Raw genomic sequence first — 18,983 nt, 5'->3', positions numbered from 1 at the left:
CGCAGCTCCCGTTTTCAGTCACTGGTTCCGGCGGCCGTCTGCTGTCTGTGGTGGCGCCGCAGGACGCCCACCTTGTTCGCGACTGTCGCAGACAGTTCACGGAAGGCCCCAGCAGTCCCGCCGGCCTCTTGGCCGACGATCGGCTCGCCCGTGTCGGACGCGATCCGGACCGACGGGTCGAGCGGGAGCGAGCCGAGATACGGCACGTCGACAGCGTCGGCGAGGGACCGGCCACCGCCCTCACCGAAGACGTCGTGTTCGCTCCCGCAATCCGAACAGACGAACGAACTCATGTTCTCGACGACGCCCAGTACGTTCGTGTCGTACTCGGCGAACATCTCGACGCCGCGGCGCGTGTCGTCGACGGCGACCGACTGCGGCGTCGTAACGACGACCGTGCCCGTGACGGGCAGGTGCTGCAGGACGGTCAACTGCACGTCGCCGGTGCCCGGCGGGAGGTCGACGACCAGGTAGTCGAGCGTCCCCCACGCGACGTCGCTGAAGAGGTCGGTGAGGGTGTTCTGTGCGACCGGGCCACGCCAGACGACCGGGTCGTCGTCGTCGATCAGCAGGCCGACGCTCATCAGGTCCAGGCCGTGGGCTGTCGGCGGGTCGATCCGTTCGCCCCCGTCGACGGTCGACACGTCCGAATCAGTGTCGACGCCGAGCATCCGGGGCACGTTCGGGCCGTACACGTCGGCATCGAACAGGCCGACGTCGGCCCCGCGGTCGGCCAGGCCGGCGGCGAGGTTGACGGCGACGGTGCTCTTGCCGACGCCGCCTTTGCCCGACGCGACGGCGATCACGTTTCGCACGCCCGGCAAGACCGAGGCTTCGGCGTCCTCGAACAGCGGCACGTTGGCCGCGAGTTCGGCGTCCAGTCCCGTTTCGTCGATGACCTCGCGGATGCGGTCCGCGATGTCGGACTCGTCCGGCGCGTACGGCGCACCGAGTGCGAGTTCCACGTGGGCCGTCCCGTCCTCGATGTCGAGGTCGGTGACGAGCCCGGCACTGACGATGTCTGTTTCGAGCGCCGGGTCCACGACGGCGCACAGGCGATCACGCAGGTCGGCTTCTGATATATCGGGTGATGTCATTGGGATTCACGTTCCGTCCGCGGTGTCGGTTCCTGGACGCCCTCGCGGGCGTCCCAGGCGGTGAAGGTTCGAGCGATTCGGGCGAGCGTGGCGAAGACGCCTTCGACGGTGTCCTCGGCGGCGACGGCTTCCTCGAACCGGTCGAGCCAGCCCAGGTGCGACAGCGTCAGCGCCTGGAGTTGCCGCACGCCGGCGAGTGCGTCCTCGTCGTCCGTTCCGTTCAGGATGGCCGCTTCGCGTTCACAGAGCGCGCGCATACACTCCAGGCAGGCAGCCAGGTGGTCGGGGATACCGTCACCGCGCTCTGGCTCGAACCCGGCCGTGTCGTAGATGTGGGCCATCTCGGCTGCCGGATCGCCGAGCAGTTCGCCAGCCTCGCCGGCCGAGTGATACTTCGAGTCGGACTCGAACTCCTCGCTCGGGTCGGTCGCGTGTGCGGACGCGAACGGTGGCACGTAGTGTGCCCCCGGGACGACGAACAGATTGTCGTAGCCGACACCCAGGGCCACCGGGTCGTAGTCCGTCCCCGCGAGGTCGCTGGTGTCGATAGCCACCGGCAGGACGGCTGCGAGGCGGTCGAACGCCCCGTCATCGAGCGCCGTCGCAGTCGTCGCCGTCTCGCCGTCGAACGTGGCCGCCAGCAGGCCGTACACGCGGGCACGGGCCTGCGCCATCGCCTCCGGCTCGGGGTCCGCCGGCCCGTCCGACGGCAGTGTCTCGCCGGTCGACCGCTTCTCGGGGGGCGCGGATGGGTCGGTCACTGTCGTCTCACCTCGACGAACGCGTCGTACTGTGCGTTGCTGCCGCCCACGAGATCCGAGAGGCCGGTGTCGCCGAGTTCCGCGTCCAGCGGCTGGACGTGGTTGACGGCGAAGCCGGCGTCGCGGCCCTTCGCGATCCCCGCTTCGTCGCTCATCGGCTTGTCGAACTGGTAGGACGTGTGGCCGTCGGACTCGACCGGTCCGCACGTGTTCCCGTCGACGGTTTCGGCCGTCGCACCGTCGCCGGTCCGGCCCCAGCCCCACATCGTGCCGACGACGCCGGGTCGAATGCCGTTCGTGACCATCGCTAGTCCCTCGACGGTGCGGCGACCGGCGTCGATGACGATCTCGTCGCCGTTTTCGATACCCCGTTCTTCCGCGTCATCGGGGTTTATCCAGAGGGGGTTCTCCGGACGGGTCTCGCGCAGCCACGGGCTGTTCTGCGTCCGGTGCATCCCCTGGGTCCGGGGTTTCCAGTTGATCAACCGCAGCGGCCGGTCCTGGTCGCCCTCGCTCTCCACGGCCGCCTGGACGTCGCCGTTGTAGTGTTCGACGTCGTCGACCCTGGGGAGCGGATCGAACCGCTCGCCAGTGTAGGAGTGCTTGCCCGTGGGGACGGCTTCGCTGTAGAAGTCCACGCGCGTCCCGAGTTTGTAGCGCATGTGATCGCCGTCGTACGCGTTCGAGTCGTCGAGCCGGTCCGCGTAATCGTAGTCGTGCCCGTGCGTCTCGAACGCCGCCCCGTAGTTCTCGACGGGCTCTTCGAACCGACCGCCCCGGTTCAACACCGTGACGACTTTCGACCACTCCTCGTCGGTAACCGCCTGCTTCCAGCGGCCGAGATCGAACGCAGAGCCCAGGCCCTTCTCGTGGCTCTGGCGGAACACGTCGCGTTCCTCGTCGCTCGCGTCCCGCACGGGGTCGCGGGAGTAGGCGATGTTGGCTGCCAGTTTCACGTAGAAGTCCTCGGCCTGGTCGAGCGGCCACAGGTCGCCGTCGGCGTCGGGAATCGCGTCGTCGCCGACCCCCGGCAGGTCCAGCCGCTTCCAGACGTCGATGAGGACGTCCTCGAAGGGTCTGGCGTCCGGGACGACCGAAATCGCCGGCTGACTGATCTTTTCGTCCGCCAGGCGCTTGTTCGGGTACGTCCCGAAGTTCTCCCACCGTTCCATGTAGGTTGGTTCGGGCAGGATGTAGTCCGCGTACCTGCTGGTCTCGCCGATGACCGTGTCGGAGGCAACCACCAGCGGAATGGCGTCGGTGTCCCGCAAAACCTCGGGGATCTGATCGCCGCCTGCGACCGCCATGACGTGGTTGTTCGAGTACGGTCGGATGAACAGGGCGTTCACGCCGTAGGGGTACTCGTCTGCGGCACTGCCGTAGAGTTCCTGTGTGGCCTGGGGCGGTGCGACGGGGAACCACGGTCGCGTGGCCGGGTAGCCGTCGTCGCGCTCGAACAGGCTCGTGTCCTCGTAGTTGACGCCACCGCGGAGCAACGGGATGCCCCACGGGGAGTAGCCGTCGGGGACCTGGCCGAGTTCGTACCGGCCGGACATCGTGTCGTAGCCGGCGTAGGGCGTGATCTGGCCGCCCTTCCAGTCGTAGTTCCCGATCAGGTGTTGGAGCGTGGCGATAGCGCGCGTGTTGTAGAAGCCGTTCGTGTGTTTCGCCGGTCCGCGGTAGGCCATGATCGCCGCCTGCTTGCCGTGGCTGGTGAACTCGTCTGCCACCTCGGCGATCGTATCGACCGACACGCCCGCCATCTCGGCGTACTCTTCGAGCGTGTACTCGAAGACGCGGTCGCGGTACTGACTCCAGACGCTCTCGACCCGCCGACCGTTGACGGTCACGTCGACGTCCAGCACGGCCGTCTCGACCTCGCTCGCGGGACGGGGTTCGCCGGAATCGGCGTCGACCACGACGTAGTCGTCGGCCGTGTCGGCGTCGGGTGCGACGAGTCCCACCTCCGCGGCCCGTGCCTTCGCCCCCGCTTCCTCGTCGGCGAGGACGAGGTGAGTCGCGTCGCTCCAGGTCGGCTCGTCGTCGTCGTTCGCGGCCGATTCGGACGGGTTCTGCAGGTACGTCAGGTCGTGCCGGTCGTGGTCGATGATCCACCGGGCCATGCCGAGCGCCAGGGCACCGTCCGCGCCGGGTTCGACCGGGACCCACGTGTCGGCTTTCTCGGCGGTCTTCGAGAGGCGTGGATCGACCACGTCCATCCGCATCCCGTCCTCGATAGCGTTGGTGAGTTTCGGGGCGAGCCACGTCGGTCCCTTGTTGGCAACCATCGGGTTCGTTCCCCACACCAGGACGTATTCGGCCTCCTCGATGTCGGGGTACTGGCGCTTTTTCTTTCCGTCGTGAGAGCGGACGTTCCCCATCACGCTGGAGAAGCCACAGGTCCCGGCGTGGTGGAAACTGTTGACCGATCCGAGCCCCTGCTTCCAGAGCCGTTTCCGGATGAAGTTGCGCCGGAAGCCGCCGACGTCGACGACCTGGTTGGCTTTCGGCCCCAGGTCGGGGTGGTCCGTGTCGATGAGTTGGTCGTCCCACTTCTCGTCGAAGCGCTCCTTGTCCATCTCGTCGTTCTGGACGGCCTCCCAGTCGCTCATCACCTCGTCCTGGGGCGCGAACGCCCACATCTCGCGGAGGCCGGGGTGGTCGAGTTCGTCGTCGCCCTCGACGATTTCCTCGATGGCCTGGTCCCAGGAGATCGTCTGCCACTCGCCGGAGCCACGCGGCCCGACGCGTTTCATCGGCTTGCGGACCCGATACGTGTCGAAGGCCGTCTGGATGCCCGCCTGCCCCTTCAGGCAGATGCGGCCACCGGACAGCGACCACCGATCCGTGTCCACGTCACCGGTGCCGTCGAGGTCACCCGTCGCAACGGCTTCGGGGTCGCTCTCGTAGGGGACCTGCGAGAACGGCTGGGTGTTGAGGAACGAGTACGGGTTGCCCGCGAGTTTGCGCACGAGCGAACTGTACTCGCCGGTGCCGCTGGCGTCGGCCAGGCGAACCTTGATAGGACAGAACGTATTGCACTGCCCACAGGTCGTGTGGATCACGTCGCTGGCCCCGTACTCGCCGTAGTCCGTGCCGACGTAGTGTGGCTCGTCGCTCCACAGGCCCGTCACGTCCATATTGATCGCGGCGCTACTCGCGCCGGCGACGACGCCGATACTCCCGACTGCCTTGACGAAGTCACGGCGCGAAACCGACGCACCGGACTCCGTGTCGTCATCAGTGCTCATTGATGGTCACCTCCGAGCGGCGTCAGCGGTAGCAACTCCGCACCGATCGTGTACAGCAGCAGGCCCACGGCCACGATACCGACGCTCGCCCCCCACTCGACCAGCGACGGGAAGTACTCCCCGTGGGGAAGCCCCTCCATGACGGGGAGGATCTGCGCGGGCACGACGATGTTGAACCGCACCGCGATGACGCCGACCACGACGGAGAGTCCCGCGAGGACCATCGCCGTCGGGGAGCGCCGCCATTTCCGTCTGGTGAGCAGGACCATCGGGAACACCCAGCTGGCACCGACCATGAACCACCAGAACGACCAGGACATGGGGCCGAACAGCACGAGTTGCCAGGTTTCGACCTCGTGGGGGTGGAGACTGGTCACCGCGATCAGCGCCTCGATGGCCGTGAGCGCGGCGTCGATGACGATGAACCCGACCAGCAACTGTGCGAGCCGGTCGAGCAGGTCGCGGTCGACAGTCTCGCCGTCGAACAGCCGCGTTCGCAACACGTACAGCAGCATCACCAGCGCCGTCCCGCTCAGCAACGCCGAGATGATGAAGATCACGGGGAACAGGCCGCTGTTCCAGTAGGGGCGGGCCTTCGCGACTGCGAACAGCACGCCCGTCCCACCGTGGACCGTGAAGATCGCCAGCGGGATGCCGACGATGCCGGCCCGTTTGAGCCAGCGCTGGTCGAACGCCCGTGATTCGTCGCTCGTGTCGGTGCGACCGAGCGCCAGCAGCGCGTAGAGTTTGGCGCGCAGCCCGGAGACACTGGAGGCGACGCGCGCCAGGTCGATCCGCATCGAAAAGTACAGTTCCGTGACCAGGATGCCGATGTAGGCCACGTAGGCGTGGACTTCCCAGGAGAGTGCGGACGTCAACTGCCGCCAGATAAACGGGAAGTACATCCGGTCCATCCGACCGAGATCGATCCAGACGAACAGCAGGGCGACGACCATGCTGATGATGGCCGCGAACAGCGCGTCACGGTCGACGCGGTGCATCCCCTCGATCTCGAAGACGTTCGCCATCGTACTCACGAGGAAGGCGCCCGCCGAGAGGCCGACGAAGTAGATGTAGAAGGCGACCCACGCACCCCACGGCACGATGCTCGTGAGGTTGGTACTCGCCATCCCCTGGGTGATGCGCAGGTACGTCGCGTAGCCACCGCCGGCCAGGAGAACGGCGATGAACGCGTACCAGACGACGCGCAGTCGTCCGTCCTCGAACCCGGGATCGAACTCGAACCGAGAGCTTTCAGTTGCCATCGTTCTAGCTGAGGTAGTACACGTTGGGGTCGGTCCCCTCGTTCTCTTTGAGCTGGAAGGCGCGCGAGGAGTCGGCCATCTCCGCGACCTCGCTGTCCGGATCGTCGAGGTCGCCCATGTTGCGGGCGTCCCCGATACAGGTCTCGACACAGGCCGGTTCTTCGCCCCGTTCCAGACGGTGCGTACAGAAGCTACACTTCCGAACGTTGCCGACCGGTGATTTGCCCGCCTCGCGTTTCCCGCGGTCGACGCCGTACTCCGGGCTGGTCACCTCGCCCGCCTCCGCGATCTCGTCGTCGTAGTTCTCGCCGAAGTCGAAGTAGCGTGCGCCGTACGGGCACGCGATGATACAGTATCGACAGCCGATACAGCGGTCGTAATCGATGTTGACGACGCCGTCGTCCATCTTGTACGTCGCCGACACCGGACACACCTGCACACAGGGCGGGTTCTCACACTGCATGCACGGGCGCGGCACGTTCGTGCGCGTGACCTCGGGGAACTCGCCGTGTTCTTCCTCCATCACCACGTTGTAGGAGACTCCCGGCGGTGTCCGGTTTTCGGCCTTGCAGGCGACCGTACACGAATCACAGCCGACGCACTTCTGTAAGTCGATCACCATCCCCCACTTTTCGTCGCCGGCACCGATGCCCCCGTCCGAGTCCTCGGACTTGGCCGACTCCGCGGCAACCGAGTCCATCGAGCCGACCGCACAGCCCAGGGAGTCGGCGGTCTCCGCCGAGATGGTCTGGTCGTCGGCGTCGATGGCCGGGTTCGGCGTCTCGCGGTACGAGTCACCGAACTCCGCGGCCGCGGCCTCGTCGTACCTGTTCCAGTACTCGTCACCGGAGAGTTCGCCGCGTGAGACGCGTTTGGCGTCTTCGGCCATCGCGATCCCGAGGTCGGTGTCGGCGTCCACGTCCGCGAGTTCCTCGCGCGGGTCCACCCGTTCCTCTTCGACCATCGCGTCGAGGTCTTGCTTCTGGACGTTCGGGACACCCGGGAGGGTGTCACCGTCGTCGGCACTACTCATCGCCACCACCCGGTCGACGCTCGGCCCATCGGGGGCCGGTTGGTTCCTCGGTGCATACACGTAGATGTACGCAGACGCCCGTGGAGAGTGTTGTACCAATACTGTTTGGCCCGCGCAGCGAGCGATTTTGCCCCCATAATCGGGACACCAATACTATTTGGGTGGGAGGTCCGACCGCGATCCAGCGCGCACGCAGCCGCTTCTCTGAATGCTGATATTTATCCGGCCGCGTAGTCAACCTTCGACCATGTGCTGGCCGAGCCGAATCACTGGGAGCGAGCTCGGGCGGCGGTCAGCTGGTCACGCAGCACTCCACGAGGGACTCGCATGAACTGGATCATCCTGCTATCGATTGGACTGCGGCTGCTCGGCGTCGGCTACTCGCTGTTGTTGCTCTCTCGTAGCCGCGACCGCCGCTTTGGCTTCCTGACGCTTCTGCTCTCGTTTATGGCGCTACGTCAGATTCTCACGATGCAGACTGCCGGTGCCGGCCTGGACGAACTCCCCGGACTCGTCGTCAGCGTCCTCACGATACTGACGATCTACTACCTCTCAAAGTACGTCGAGGAGGAGGCGAATATCAAGACGGAGCTCCAGCGGGCAAACGACCGGCTCCGGGGGTTCCGGAAGGCAATCGAACACGCTGGCCACGCGATCTTCCTGACCGACCCGGACGGCACCATCGAGTACGCGAATCCGGCGGTCGAATCGGTCACCGGGTACGAACCGGACGAGGTGTTGGGAGAGAACCCACGGCTCTGGCAGTCCGGGAAACACGACGACGCGTTCTACGCCGACCTCTGGGAACAGATCGCCTCCGGTTCGGTCTGGGACGGGGAGATCACGAACCAACGCGAATCCGGCGAGCTCTGTTGGGTCGATACGACCATCGCTCCGATCACCGACGACGACGGCGAGGTCGAGCGGTACGTCGCCGTCGAGCGGGACATCACCGACCGGAAGGAACGCGAGCTCCACATCGAAGCGCAAAACGAGCGCCTCGAGTTGCTGAACAACACCAACACGGTTCTTCGGGACATCAATCGTGAACTGGTCGCCGCCTCGACGCGCGACGATATCGAACGGGCAGTCTGTGAACGGCTGACCGGTGCCGACCTCTTCGACGTGGCCTGGGTCGCCGGCCGTGGCCTGGTCGACGGGTCCGTCAGTCCGCGTTCCTGGGCCGGCACCGATGCCGCCACACTGGACGATCGAATCGACGCGCTCTGTGCCACTGCACCGACGCCAGTCGACGAGGCACTGGGCGCACAGGAGCCCGTGTTTACGAGGGTCGAACCCGGGACGCCGGAAGAGGGCCAGACGTCGACCGCCGTCGTCGTCCCCCTGGCCTATCGCGGTGCCGAATACGGCGTCCTCGTCGTGGAAACGAGCGACCCGAACGCGTTCGATCTGATCGAGCGCGAGATCTTCGCCGAGCTTGGCCGGACCATCGCGGACGCGATCAGCGCCGTCGAGAGCAAGCAGACTCTGGCCTCCGATAACGTGACCGAACTCGAGTTCGAGTTGCACGGCATCGACGAACCACTCACCGACCTGGCGGCGCAGTTGGATTGTACGGTCGACCTGGAGCATATCGCAGCCGATGGCGACGGGGAACGCCTCCAGTACGTCACCATCGCGGGGACGACGCCCGATGCGGTCGTCGACTACGCAGGCGAGGCCGCTCACATCGACTCGGTCCAGCACGTGTGCACCCAAGACGACCGTGAACTGTTCCGGATAGCTGTCGACGACGCGTCTCTCATCGCGACGCTGGCTCAGTACGGCGCTGGCATCGAGTCGCTGTCGCTCACCGGCGAGAGCGGTCGGCTGCAGGCGGAAGTCGCCAGTTCGAACGACATCAGAACCGTCGTCGACGCACTCCGGACGACCTATCCAAAACTGGACCTCGTCGCCCAGCGGGAACGTGAACGGGAGGTCGAGACCGAAGCCGCGTTCCGGGCGCGGCTCGAATCGTCACTGACGGAGCGACAGCGAGAGGCCGCACAGACCGCCTACTTCGCTGGCTTCTTCGACTGGCCCCGCGAGCACAGCGGCGAGGAAGTCGCGTCGATGATGGATATCTCACAGACGACCTTCACACAGCATCTGCGAGCGGCCGAGAACAAACTCTTCGAGATTCTGTTCGGCGACACGGTTACCAATCAGTTACAGGCGGATCGGTAAGGGCGGAGGCGCACCCGTCCGATCTGCCCGCTCGTCCGGAAGGCCCAGCCACGGCGAGTACCCCCTGAACGACGACTTCTCGACCAGCACCGTTCGGTACAGCGGTAGCGAGGCGAAAGCCCACTCCGAGGAGGGAGGCGGTCAATCGGTGGCGGTTCCCTCACCTTCGTCCTGGTCCTCGTGCTGAATGACGAATACCGGGCCCAGGAACTGCTCGGCGACCTGGTCCGCAGTCATTCCGAACAGGAAGGTCGTCACCGATGGATCGGATTCCCCCATGACGATCGTGTCGTAGTCGTCGGACGTATCGACGATCAACCCTTGTGGCGAGCCCTCACGGGAAATCTGGATATCGATCGCGTCCGAGGAGAGACCCGCATCGATGAGGCGATTCGCGACGCCATCGAGCAGCGTCTCCACGTCCTCGTCAGTTTCGTCCTCTTCGGCGACGTGGTACAGTGTTACGTCGACGTCGATCGACGCGAACAGGCCCGATACGAGACGGACGAATCGGTCGATGCCAACGATCCCACGGATCGCGACCAGCACGTTCTCGATCGGTCTCGTCGCGTTCGGGATCAGTACCGCGTGGCAGTCGTGCTCTGCCGTCATTCGATCGATCGTGGTCTGCCCATCGTGGGTGAACACGAGTGTCGACTCCACCGTCGCCCCAGCGTGTTCGAGTATCGCCGTGAAATCACTGAGACGGCGAGTCGCCTTGTCTTCGAACTGGTAGCGTGACTGGTCGGTCGCGGTCTGGTCCGGCACGACGTGATACCCCAGCAGGACGACGTGAGCGTTCGCGAGGAGTTCGGGAACACCCTCCGGTATCGATTCCCCTTCGAGGACACGGACCGGGACGAGGATACGTGGTCTGTCGGGCATTGTTTGAACTTCCAGTGCGATCTGACTGGCCTGGCTACGAAGTATGTTCGTGCTGTCAATAAAGCCAATGACTCACGTGCTGTCGACACAGCGGCAGGCAATCGGAAGTGTTCTGCTTCATCGTGGGCCCTGTGTCGACCCTCTCCACACGGGTCGTTCTCGTTCCGTTCACGACTCGGGGCGTCGGGTCGCGAAATCGCAAACCCCCGCAATCGACATCCGAAACACGACCACACACCCCACACGGCAGTCGGCGTGGGATGGGCGAGGTCCCTGTCCGAGCGTTCGGATACACCGTTGCTGCCCGATACTCGAACAGCTCCGAGGAGATGGTGCGCGAGCGGGGCTCACAGATTGAGTCAGGCGAGCTTGGTGATATCGCAACCGGGACCCTCGAAGAGATCGGTAGTTCGTCACACTAACCAACAAAACTAACTGATTGCGCCGGCTGTTGGTTAATATACGAGAGAACCACCGATGGCACCTGAGGAACCTGACCGCATGACTGGAGGGGGTCCACCGGCACCACCGGAGGAGCTCCCGGCGTATCTCGTGGACGCGCTGGAAAGTCAGAGCCCGGACCGACTCCGTCTCGCCTCGAACTACGCGCTGTCACTCGCCGGCTGGAAGGAATCTCGGGCCGATCAGGAACTGCAAGCACAGTCGGCCCAGGACACTGACGAGGTTCCGGATGACTGGGACGACGAGACGTGGGAAGATGCCCTCGAGGAAGCCGTCGACAAGGCTGGTATCGCGTCGACAAAGGGAACGATCACCACGAAGACCATCAACGACAACGACTACTATTACCTCCAGTGGCGCGACGGTGAACAGATCAAATCGCAATACGTGGCACCTGTTTCACCCGACAGGGAGTAACGCGAGCCGACAGCTACCCGCCCACGAGCCATCGATACCGACGACGGAGTTCCCGACGCCCGTCGTCGATATCCTCACCGGTTACATCGATGCAGGCCCCCGTATCCGAACTCACGACCGGCCGACAGGAGAACGAACTGACGCGTCTCAGTGTCGCGACGGGCTACTCATCCGCAAGAAACGCCCCACAGTCCGGGCACTCGCCGTCCACGATAGTGATCTGTGCGTCACACTCCGGACAGAAATCGCGATAACAGGCCGGGTCGCCCATGCTAAGGGATTGCTCGTCGCAGGGAAAGTACCTTCTGCCGAATCGGCCGATTTCGCGATATGGTGTGGGTCGATAGAGTGGTGTGCTCGGTTGGCAGCGCTGTCTACCGGTCTCTCGGGACTGGACTCACCTGGGAGTTCGTGGGAAGTAATCCAGGCCCGGGCTATGGGGGGTGCGAAGGGGGCCGTCGAGTACCGACGAACACCTTCGGGAGGGGACCTATTCCCGACTGGGCGTTCCGCCAACGTATGCAACTGTTCCCGGCACTCGCTGAACGATCCGGTGTGCTGATCGGGCTTCCAGCCGTCGCTCTCGGGTTCGCGATGGGTGGGACGAAAACGGCGATCCTGGCCGGTCTCGTCGGGTTTTTCTTCGGAATGAGCCTCCGGAGTGTCGTCAGGACGTTCGCCATCGATTCGGCGAGTCAGTGATCGTGATGCGGGGGATGCCGGCGGTCAACGTCGTGACCGTGATATCGATTTCCCTCTCTTGGTGACACTCAATCGGAGACGTCCTCGTCGGATGCGTCCAGTCGTTCACGGCGGCGTCTGTATTCCTCCTCGTCGATCTCGCCGCTGGCATAGCGCTTCTGGAGCACTTCTTTGGCGGAGTGGTCAGGACTCGAACGGGGAGACGTTCGGTTTCGTAGCAAATAGAGCGCGCCGCCGAGAATGCCGAGCATTCCGAGCACCCCACCAGCGATTGGAAGCCGCCCAGTCCCCCCTCCATTGCGGCCGTTTATCATCCCGTGACCGCCTGGTTCCATCATTCCGCCTCCAGTATTTCCACTCCCACCACTGTCCGAACCGTAGGCGATTGCTCCCTCCTCGACGACCGCCTCACTCGATGGGACCTCACCGCTCGGGATCGAACTCTCTTCCGCTGGTCCGCCGGGGCTCCCGACGACGATCCGTCCGACCATTCCAATTGACTCGTGGGGGATGCAGTAGTAATCGTACGTGCCCGGAGTCTCGAACGTGTGTTCGAAGCTGCCCTGCGAGATCGTGCCGCTATCGAAGGCGGTAGCTCCCTCCGGAATGCGATCCGGGTACGCCGTTGCTGAATTCGCTCCGGCTTCGATCTCGAATCGAACGGTCGTGCCTGGTTCGACACGTAGCCCGATCGGATCGAACTAGTTGTTGCCCATCTCCACGACGGGCGTCTCCTGTGCGTTCGCCCACTGGGTGAAGCCCGTCCCGGCGACTGCGCCGGCACCGATAACTCCCAAGAGCTGTCGTCGACTGTAATCAACCTGATATCGTCGTAGCCACCTCTATTCGGCGCCGGTCCGCGCGGAGGTCCGGCACCGACTCCGGGCGGTCGGGAACACGGGCATCGACCGGCCGGTGTGAGTCGCTTAGCGGTTCACGAAGGTCTGTGCCCGTTGCTCTTCGAGAGCCTCCTGTGTGTGCTCCCAGTCGACGGGCGGTTCGAGCCCGTCTAGTTCGCGCTCGAACGCCGCGAGGTCATTCTCGAACCGGTCGTGCCAAGCCGGTTCGGCGCGTTCGGTCAGCGTGTCTGTCAGCTCCCCGGCCCGATGTTCGAGGTCCGCCATCCGTTCGTCGAAGGCGGCACGGAACGGGGCGTCCTCGCGGTCGGCCCACGCCCGGAGGTCAGCCAGTTCGGCGCGGAGGTCGGCGATCAACAGTTCGAGCACGCGCGTCCGCATCGTCGCGTCCGCCCAATCGGCCGCGGGTGCGTCGCTCTCCTCAGGGAGCGCGGCAGCCGCATCGGACAGCTCCGCTAGCGACTCGTCGACGAGGTCGACGTCCTCCGCGAACTCGTCGTACCGGCGTTCCGGGCTGTCGAGCCACGACTCGAACGCCTCCAGGTCGACGGAGAGGTCGTCGGCCATCCGAACGACGCCCTGGGCGGTCGCCGCGACCTCGCGGAGTTCGACCGCAAGCTCGTAGACGGCGCCAGGGTCCTCCAGCAGTTCGACGGGCGCACGCAGGTCGTCCGTGAGGGCGGCGACCCGCGCCTCGACGACGTCGAGACGGTCGGCGTACTCGTCGAGCCGGGCCGACACGATACCGATATCGTCAACCGGGGCGGCCGCTGCGGTGGCGTCCTCGTAGGCGATGCCGGCGAGTTCGGCGCGCGTCTCGGCCGTGGAGACCACCTTGGCGGTGTCCGAGACGGCTGTCTCGACCGCCTCGCGTGTGACGACCCCGTCGTCGGTGACCGGGTCGAGTGCCTCCCGTACCGTCTCGGGGTCCTGGTCGTCCCCGCTGTCGACGACCGCCGTGATCACGTCCTCGACCCGCCGGCCGACGAGTCCGTTCTGGCTCATGGCCGCGGGTTCCGCAGCACGACCCGTATATCTTCCGTCAGAACCGTTTGTTGGGGACAGTACCTCTCGGTTGCGGCCAGGTCGGCTATATATTGCTCGTGGGTCGAACGTGGGTGAATTGAACCGGATAGACCCTACCCATCGGCTCAAAATTGGCGCGTACGGCCGTATAGCAGTATTATAAATCGCTTTAATCAAATCCCGGATGTTTCCTGATGATGTCTGATGGCACGACGTCCGGTACCGGCGTATCACGGCGGAAATTCCTCATCAGTTCGGGCGCTATCGGGGCAGCGGGATTAGCTGGCTGCTCGAGTGAGGCCAGTGGTGACAGCGGGACGAGCACGGATCTGCTCACCGCCGAGGGCTCCTCGACGGTGTATCCCATCTCGAACAAGGGGAGTTCCTACTGGAACGCCAACGCGCCGCCGAGCGACGGCGAGTACTGGGGCTCGAACGACGAGAGCACCGTTCCCGGCTGGGACGAGATCGACACGGAGCAGAAACTCGCCGACTACTTTGCGGGGCTGTACGGCTTCGAGGCGACGGACGAGCGCTCGAACCCGCCGTACAACACGACGGTCAGCCTGAGCCACTCCGGGACGGGCTGTAAAGCAGTCCGCGACGGGCTGGTCGACATCGGTAACTCGTCGGGCCCGATCACGGCCGAACTGGGCCTCAGCGATTCCGAGGCCGAGGAGCAGTTCGTCGACCACGTCGTCGGCCGCGACGGCCAGCCGGTCGTCGTGAGCAGCGACATCTACGATGGCGGCGTCCAGCAGCTCACCGGCGAGCAGATCCGGAAGATCTACCAGGACGAGATCACCAACTGGTCCGAGGTCGGTGGTCCCGACCAGGAGATCTTCGTCATCGGTCGCGCCGAGGGTTCGGGAACGGACACGGCGTTCCGGCTCAACATGCTGGGCGATGCTGAAGCCCCAATGCCGGGCGTCAACTCCCGATTCGGCCAGAATCAGCAGGTCGCCGAGGCCGTCGCCAACAACGACGGTGCCATCGCGTACATGGCGCTCGCGTTCACCAGCGACTCGGTCCAGCCCATCGGTATCGACTTCGATGGCACCCTGTACGAGCCGAACAAGGACGCCGAGAACACCATCTTCGACAGCGAATACCCGCTGAATCGGGACCTCCACATGTACACGAAGATCACTGAAGACACCCCCAGCGGGACGGACAAGCGCGAGGGTGCCTTCCTGAACATGTTCCTGACGGAGTTCGGACAGATCGTCTTCGTCGAGCAGAACAACTACATCCCGCTCCCGACCAGCGACCTCGAGGCCGAGGCCGAGAAGCTGCCGGATCAGGCCTGAGACAGCACTTCCACTGATAGGGTCCGGGCATTCCGGACCCCCCTACTCACATAACCGTAATACATCATGGCACGCACATCGAACGAGGCGGGCGCCGGGGCGGGTGCGCTGGCGCGGCGGCGCCGACAACTCCGCGATTTCATCGACGAGACTGAACCGGAAGCACTGGCCACGGTCGGCGTGATGGCGGTCGCACTGCTGTTGGCGGTCGTCGGGTTCCTGGCGGTCTCGCCACTGACGATCGTTCCGTTCGCCGTCTTCCTCGGCAGCGCGGGGTACGGCTGGGCGCGGCACCAGGGGCTGACCGCCCGGGTGCTGACGTTCTCGATGATGGTCTCGACGATTCTGATACTACTGCTGATTACCGTCTTTATTTTCGTCGAGTCGATTCCCGTCATCCAGTACGAGAGCGTGACGGTGTTCGGCATCAGCGTGCCGGGGCTCCGGCTGTTCACGCAGACACAGTGGGACGCGGTCTCCCCACCGGTCCGGTACTCGATGGTACCGATGATCCACGGGACCGTGATGGTCACCACCATCGCGACGGCCGTCGCGGCACCGCTCGGGATCGCCGCGGCGCTGTTCCTCTCGGAGATCGCCCCGCCGACCGTCCGCGAGATCGTCAAGCCTGGCGTGGAGATCCTCGCCGGCATCCCCTCCATCGTCTACGGCTTCATCGGGTTCACCATCCTGAGCCCGTGGGCGGCCGGGCAGTTCCGGACCACCGGCCAGGGGACGTACCTGTTCGTCGGCATCGTCGTCGGACTGATGGCGCTGCCGACGGTCGTCTCGGTGGCGGAAGACGCCCTCTCGAGCGTCCCCGAGTCGATGAAGAGCGGGTCGCTCGCGATGGGGACGACCGACTGGCAGACAATGACCTCCATCACGCTGCCCGCGGCGTTCTCGGGCGTCTCCGCGGCGGTCCTGCTGGGCGTGGGGCGCGCCATCGGCGAGACGATGGCCGCGACGGTCATGCTTCGCGGCGTCCCGCAACTGACGGAGCCGCTGTACAACGCCTTCTACGGCCAGGCGACCCTCACTTCGCTCATCGCCAACAACTACGGCGAGGCCGACGGGCTCCAGATGGACGCCCTGTTCGTCGCGGGCGTCATCCTGTTCATCACGGTGCTTGTCATCTCGGTCGGAGCGCAGTACATCGAGTGGCGGATGCGCCGGAAGTTCGGGGGTGATATCTGATGGCGGGCGCGACCGAAACCGACCTCGTCAAGGGCGGTACCTCGGAGACGAACGCGGTCGCGGCCGTGGCAGTCGGGCTCGCAGTGCTGTTGTTCGCGCTGGCGCTGGCGGCGCTGTTCGAGGCGATTACGATCAGCGAACCTGTCGCGGGCGTTCCGGTCGTCACACTGCTCGGGGTGACACTGATGGCGCTCGGAGGCGCCGTGAGCTCGTTCGGCGTCGGCTCGTATCTGGGCTACGTCGAGACCGAGCCGAGCCCGAGCGCCGGCCTCGTCGCGGCGACGGCCTTCTCGGTCATCTGGTTCGTGATCGGCGGGCTGGTCGCCTCCGAGACGGTCGGGCTGGGCAGTTCCGTCTCGTTCCTGGTCGCCCTCGCGGTCGGCGGCGGTACCTTCGTGCTGACCGCGCTCCCCCGGGAGGACCTCGGCTCGACGCTTCCGGCGGGGGCGCTCACCCTGCTGACGGGTGCCGTCTTCGTCACCGGGACCATCGGCCCGGCCTGGGTCTGGGACCTGGGCTTCGAGCAGCAGGCGTCGTTCACCGCGGAGTTCGTCATCCCAGTGCTGACGCTGTTCTGTGCGCTCCTTTCGGGCTGGGCCGCCGCCAAAGCGTACGGTGGCTTCGGCGCCCGCGGCCGCCACATCGGGGCGTACGTTCTCGTCTACGTGAACGCCGGCGCCATCATCGGCGTGCTGTTCGTCCTGATCGCGTTCACCACCGTCCGGGGGATTCCGGGACTGTTGACCGGCTTCGAGTTCGGTCCCGGAGTCGGCCCGGAGGTCGGGCTCTTTGGCCTCTCGGTCTCGCTCCCGTTCTCGATTCCGTTCGTCATGAACGGGGTGGCACTCCTGAATGATTTCCAGGGGGTACTGCCGGCGATTGTCGGCACGATCTGGCTGGTGGTCGGGGCCGTGCTGTTCGCGGTGCCGCTGGGCGTCGGCGCGGCGATCTTCCTCACGGAGTACGCCGAGCGCGGCCGGCTCACCCAGACCGTCGAGGTGGCGACGAACGGGCTCTGGAGCACGCCGAGCATCGTGTTCGGCCTGTTCGGATTCGCATTCCTCGTCCCGCGGTTCGGGGGGAACAAGTCGCTGATATCGGGGATGCTCACGCTCGGGTTCATGCTCCTCCCACTGGTGCTCATCACGAGTCGGGAGGCGATCCTCGCGGTCCCGGACGAGTACCGCGACGCGAGCGCGGCGCTGGGCGTCTCGAAGTGGCAGACCATCCGCAGCGTGGTCATTCCAGCGGCGCTACCCGGCGTCGTCACGGGCGTCATCCTCGGTGTCGGTCGGATCGCCGGCGAAACGGCCCCAATCCTGCTGACGATGACCGGTGGGACGTTCGTTCCCGGCGGACAAACCGTCGACATAATCGGCGGCTTCCAGTTCACGGCCAGTCCGCCGTTCGTCGCGAACCCGGAGCTCCTGCAGGCGACGACGGCGCTCCCGTTCCAGCTGTACGCCCTCATCACGGCCGGCGTCGGCCTGGGCGACAACGTCACCAACCCCGTCGACTTCCAGTGGGCGACGGCGCTTGTGCTGTTGATGGTAGTATTGTCCTTCTACGCGATTGGCATCGGCGCGCGGTACTACTTCCGGAGGCGGATTCAAACATGAGTGAAACGACACGGACGACGGAGCGGACGGATACAGCAACGGACCAGCCCCTCGAGACGACGAGCGGTGAGACCGACGAACAGGTCCGCGAGGAGTGGCGCGAGTACGAGTTCGACGGCCGGACCAAACTCGACGTCGAGGACCTCGACGTTCACTACGGCGACGACCACGCGCTGAAAAGCGTCTCCATCGAGATTCCGGAGAACAGCGTCACCGCACTCATCGGCCCCTCGGGCTGCGGGAAGTCGACGTTCCTTCGCTGTCTCAACCGGATGAACGACCGGATCCGGAGCGCCGACGTCGACGGGTCAGTCCGGATCGACAGCCAGGAGATCTACCAGGAGGGGGTGAACCTCGTCGAACTCCGCAAGCGCGTCGGGATGGTATTCCAGTCGCCGAACCCGTTCCCGAAGTCGATTCGGGAGAACATCTCGTACGGTCCCGAGAAGCACGGCGACCTGCAGACCGGGCTGCTGGCGCGGCTGCTCGACCGGAGCGACGAGGACGAGCGTGAACAGCTGGTCGAGCAGTGCCTCCGCGACGCGGCGCTGTGGGACGAGGTGAACGACCGGCTCGACGACAACGCCCTCGGGCTCTCCGGCGGCCAGCAACAGCGTCTCTGCATCGCCCGCTGTCTGTCGGTCGACCCGGAGGTGATCCTGATGGACGAGCCGGCCTCGGCGCTCGATCCCGTCGCCACCTCCAAGATCGAGGACCTCATCGACCAGCTGAGCGAGCAGTACACGGTCGTCATCGTCACCCACAACATGCAGCAGGCGGCCCGTATCTCCGACCAGACGGCCGTCTTCCTCACCGGCGGCGAGCTCGTCGAGTACGGGGATACGGACCAGGTGTTCGAGGACCCCCGGAGCGAACGGGTCGAGGACTACATCACCGGCAAGTTCGGGTGACCA

15 protein-coding genes and 1 pseudogene are annotated in these 18,983 nt (G+C 65.3%); 8 read left to right on the top strand and 8 right to left on the bottom strand.

Annotation, left to right across the window (positions count from 1 at the left end; translation table 11 throughout):
• Positions 1 to 14 precede the first annotated feature (14 nt).
• The 5 genes from MUG96_RS19625 to MUG96_RS19605 are packed head-to-tail and all read right to left on the bottom strand — an operon-like array spanning position 15 to position 7,407.
• Positions 15 to 1,097 (bottom strand): Mrp/NBP35 family ATP-binding protein, encoded by a 1,083-nt coding sequence (locus MUG96_RS19625; RefSeq protein WP_246989336.1) that lies wholly within the window; start codon positions 1,095 to 1,097, stop codon positions 15 to 17.
• On the bottom strand, positions 1,094 to 1,858 hold the full coding sequence (locus MUG96_RS19620) for a TorD/DmsD family molecular chaperone (protein ID WP_308220123.1): 765 nt from the start codon (positions 1,856 to 1,858) through the stop codon (positions 1,094 to 1,096). Before MUG96_RS19620 ends, MUG96_RS19625 begins: the two co-directional genes overlap by 4 nt.
• Positions 1,855 to 5,109, bottom strand: coding sequence for a molybdopterin-dependent oxidoreductase (locus tag MUG96_RS19615; RefSeq protein WP_246989334.1), 3,255 nt, complete (start codon positions 5,107 to 5,109; stop codon positions 1,855 to 1,857). Before MUG96_RS19615 ends, MUG96_RS19620 begins: the two co-directional genes overlap by 4 nt.
• The gene (gene nrfD, locus MUG96_RS19610) at positions 5,106 to 6,374 is read right to left on the bottom strand and encodes an NrfD/PsrC family molybdoenzyme membrane anchor subunit (RefSeq protein WP_246989332.1); all 1,269 of its coding nucleotides are present in this window, start codon (positions 6,372 to 6,374) and stop codon (positions 5,106 to 5,108) included. The genes MUG96_RS19615 and nrfD overlap by 4 nt, the downstream gene beginning before the upstream one ends.
• A gap of 4 nt (positions 6,375 to 6,378) precedes the next feature.
• Positions 6,379 to 7,407: a 4Fe-4S dicluster domain-containing protein gene (locus tag MUG96_RS19605; RefSeq protein ID WP_246989330.1), complete on the bottom strand. Its 1,029-nt coding sequence runs from the start codon at positions 7,405 to 7,407 to the stop codon at positions 6,379 to 6,381.
• A 327-nt stretch (positions 7,408 to 7,734) separates the two neighbouring features.
• On the opposite strand from MUG96_RS19605, the gene MUG96_RS19600 reads away from it, so the two are divergent.
• A complete protein-coding gene (locus MUG96_RS19600) occupies positions 7,735 to 9,594 on the top strand; it encodes a bacterio-opsin activator domain-containing protein (RefSeq protein ID WP_246989328.1) in 1,860 nt (619 codons plus the stop codon).
• A 141-nt stretch (positions 9,595 to 9,735) separates the two neighbouring features.
• On the opposite strand, the gene MUG96_RS19595 is transcribed toward MUG96_RS19600, so the two are convergent.
• The gene (locus MUG96_RS19595) at positions 9,736 to 10,479 is read right to left on the bottom strand and encodes a putative universal stress family protein (protein WP_246989326.1); all 744 of its coding nucleotides are present in this window, start codon (positions 10,477 to 10,479) and stop codon (positions 9,736 to 9,738) included.
• Positions 10,480 to 10,695: 216 nt separating this feature from the next.
• Between MUG96_RS19595 and MUG96_RS19590 the strand changes: the two are divergent.
• The 3 genes and pseudogenes from MUG96_RS19590 to MUG96_RS19580 form a co-directional block, all read left to right on the top strand.
• Positions 10,696 to 10,901, top strand: a pseudogene (locus tag MUG96_RS19590) (site-specific integrase); the annotation flags it as partial.
• Positions 10,902 to 10,956: 55 nt separating this feature from the next.
• Positions 10,957 to 11,358: a DUF6788 family protein gene (locus tag MUG96_RS19585; protein ID WP_246989323.1), complete on the top strand. Its 402-nt coding sequence runs from the start codon at positions 10,957 to 10,959 to the stop codon at positions 11,356 to 11,358.
• A gap of 519 nt (positions 11,359 to 11,877) precedes the next feature.
• Positions 11,878 to 12,060, top strand: coding sequence for a hypothetical protein (locus tag MUG96_RS19580; protein ID WP_246989321.1), 183 nt, complete (start codon positions 11,878 to 11,880; stop codon positions 12,058 to 12,060).
• Between the two features lie 68 nt (positions 12,061 to 12,128).
• On the opposite strand, the gene MUG96_RS19575 is transcribed toward MUG96_RS19580, so the two are convergent.
• Both MUG96_RS19575 and MUG96_RS19565 read right to left on the bottom strand, forming a co-directional pair.
• Positions 12,129 to 12,752, bottom strand: a complete 624-nt coding sequence (locus tag MUG96_RS19575; protein ID WP_308220124.1) for a plastocyanin/azurin family copper-binding protein — start codon at positions 12,750 to 12,752, stop codon at positions 12,129 to 12,131.
• Between the two features lie 234 nt (positions 12,753 to 12,986).
• The gene (locus MUG96_RS19565; RefSeq protein WP_246989317.1) at positions 12,987 to 13,922 is read right to left on the bottom strand and encodes a hypothetical protein; all 936 of its coding nucleotides are present in this window, start codon (positions 13,920 to 13,922) and stop codon (positions 12,987 to 12,989) included.
• Positions 13,923 to 14,137: 215 nt separating this feature from the next.
• Between MUG96_RS19565 and MUG96_RS19560 the strand changes: the two genes are divergently transcribed.
• The 4 genes from MUG96_RS19560 (at position 14,138) to pstB (ending at position 18,980) form a co-directional block, all read left to right on the top strand.
• The gene (locus tag MUG96_RS19560) at positions 14,138 to 15,253 is read left to right on the top strand and encodes a phosphate ABC transporter substrate-binding protein (protein ID WP_373222133.1); all 1,116 of its coding nucleotides are present in this window, start codon (positions 14,138 to 14,140) and stop codon (positions 15,251 to 15,253) included.
• Positions 15,254 to 15,319: 66 nt separating this feature from the next.
• On the top strand, positions 15,320 to 16,450 hold the full coding sequence (gene pstC / locus MUG96_RS19555; RefSeq protein ID WP_246989313.1) for a phosphate ABC transporter permease subunit PstC: 1,131 nt from the start codon (positions 15,320 to 15,322) through the stop codon (positions 16,448 to 16,450).
• Positions 16,450 to 18,069 (top strand): phosphate ABC transporter permease PstA, encoded by a 1,620-nt coding sequence (gene pstA, locus MUG96_RS19550; RefSeq protein ID WP_246989311.1) that lies wholly within the window; start codon positions 16,450 to 16,452, stop codon positions 18,067 to 18,069. The genes pstC and pstA overlap by 1 nt, the downstream gene beginning before the upstream one ends.
• Positions 18,066 to 18,980, top strand: a complete 915-nt coding sequence (gene pstB / locus MUG96_RS19545; protein ID WP_246989309.1) for a phosphate ABC transporter ATP-binding protein PstB — start codon at positions 18,066 to 18,068, stop codon at positions 18,978 to 18,980. The genes pstA and pstB overlap by 4 nt, the downstream gene beginning before the upstream one ends.
• Positions 18,981 to 18,983: the final 3 nt, after the last annotated feature.

This window comes from Halorientalis marina (genome assembly GCF_023028345.1).
GTDB classification, from domain to species: domain Archaea; phylum Halobacteriota; class Halobacteria; order Halobacteriales; family Haloarculaceae; genus Halorientalis; species Halorientalis marina.
This window is presented reverse-complemented; position numbering and strand designations above follow the sequence as displayed.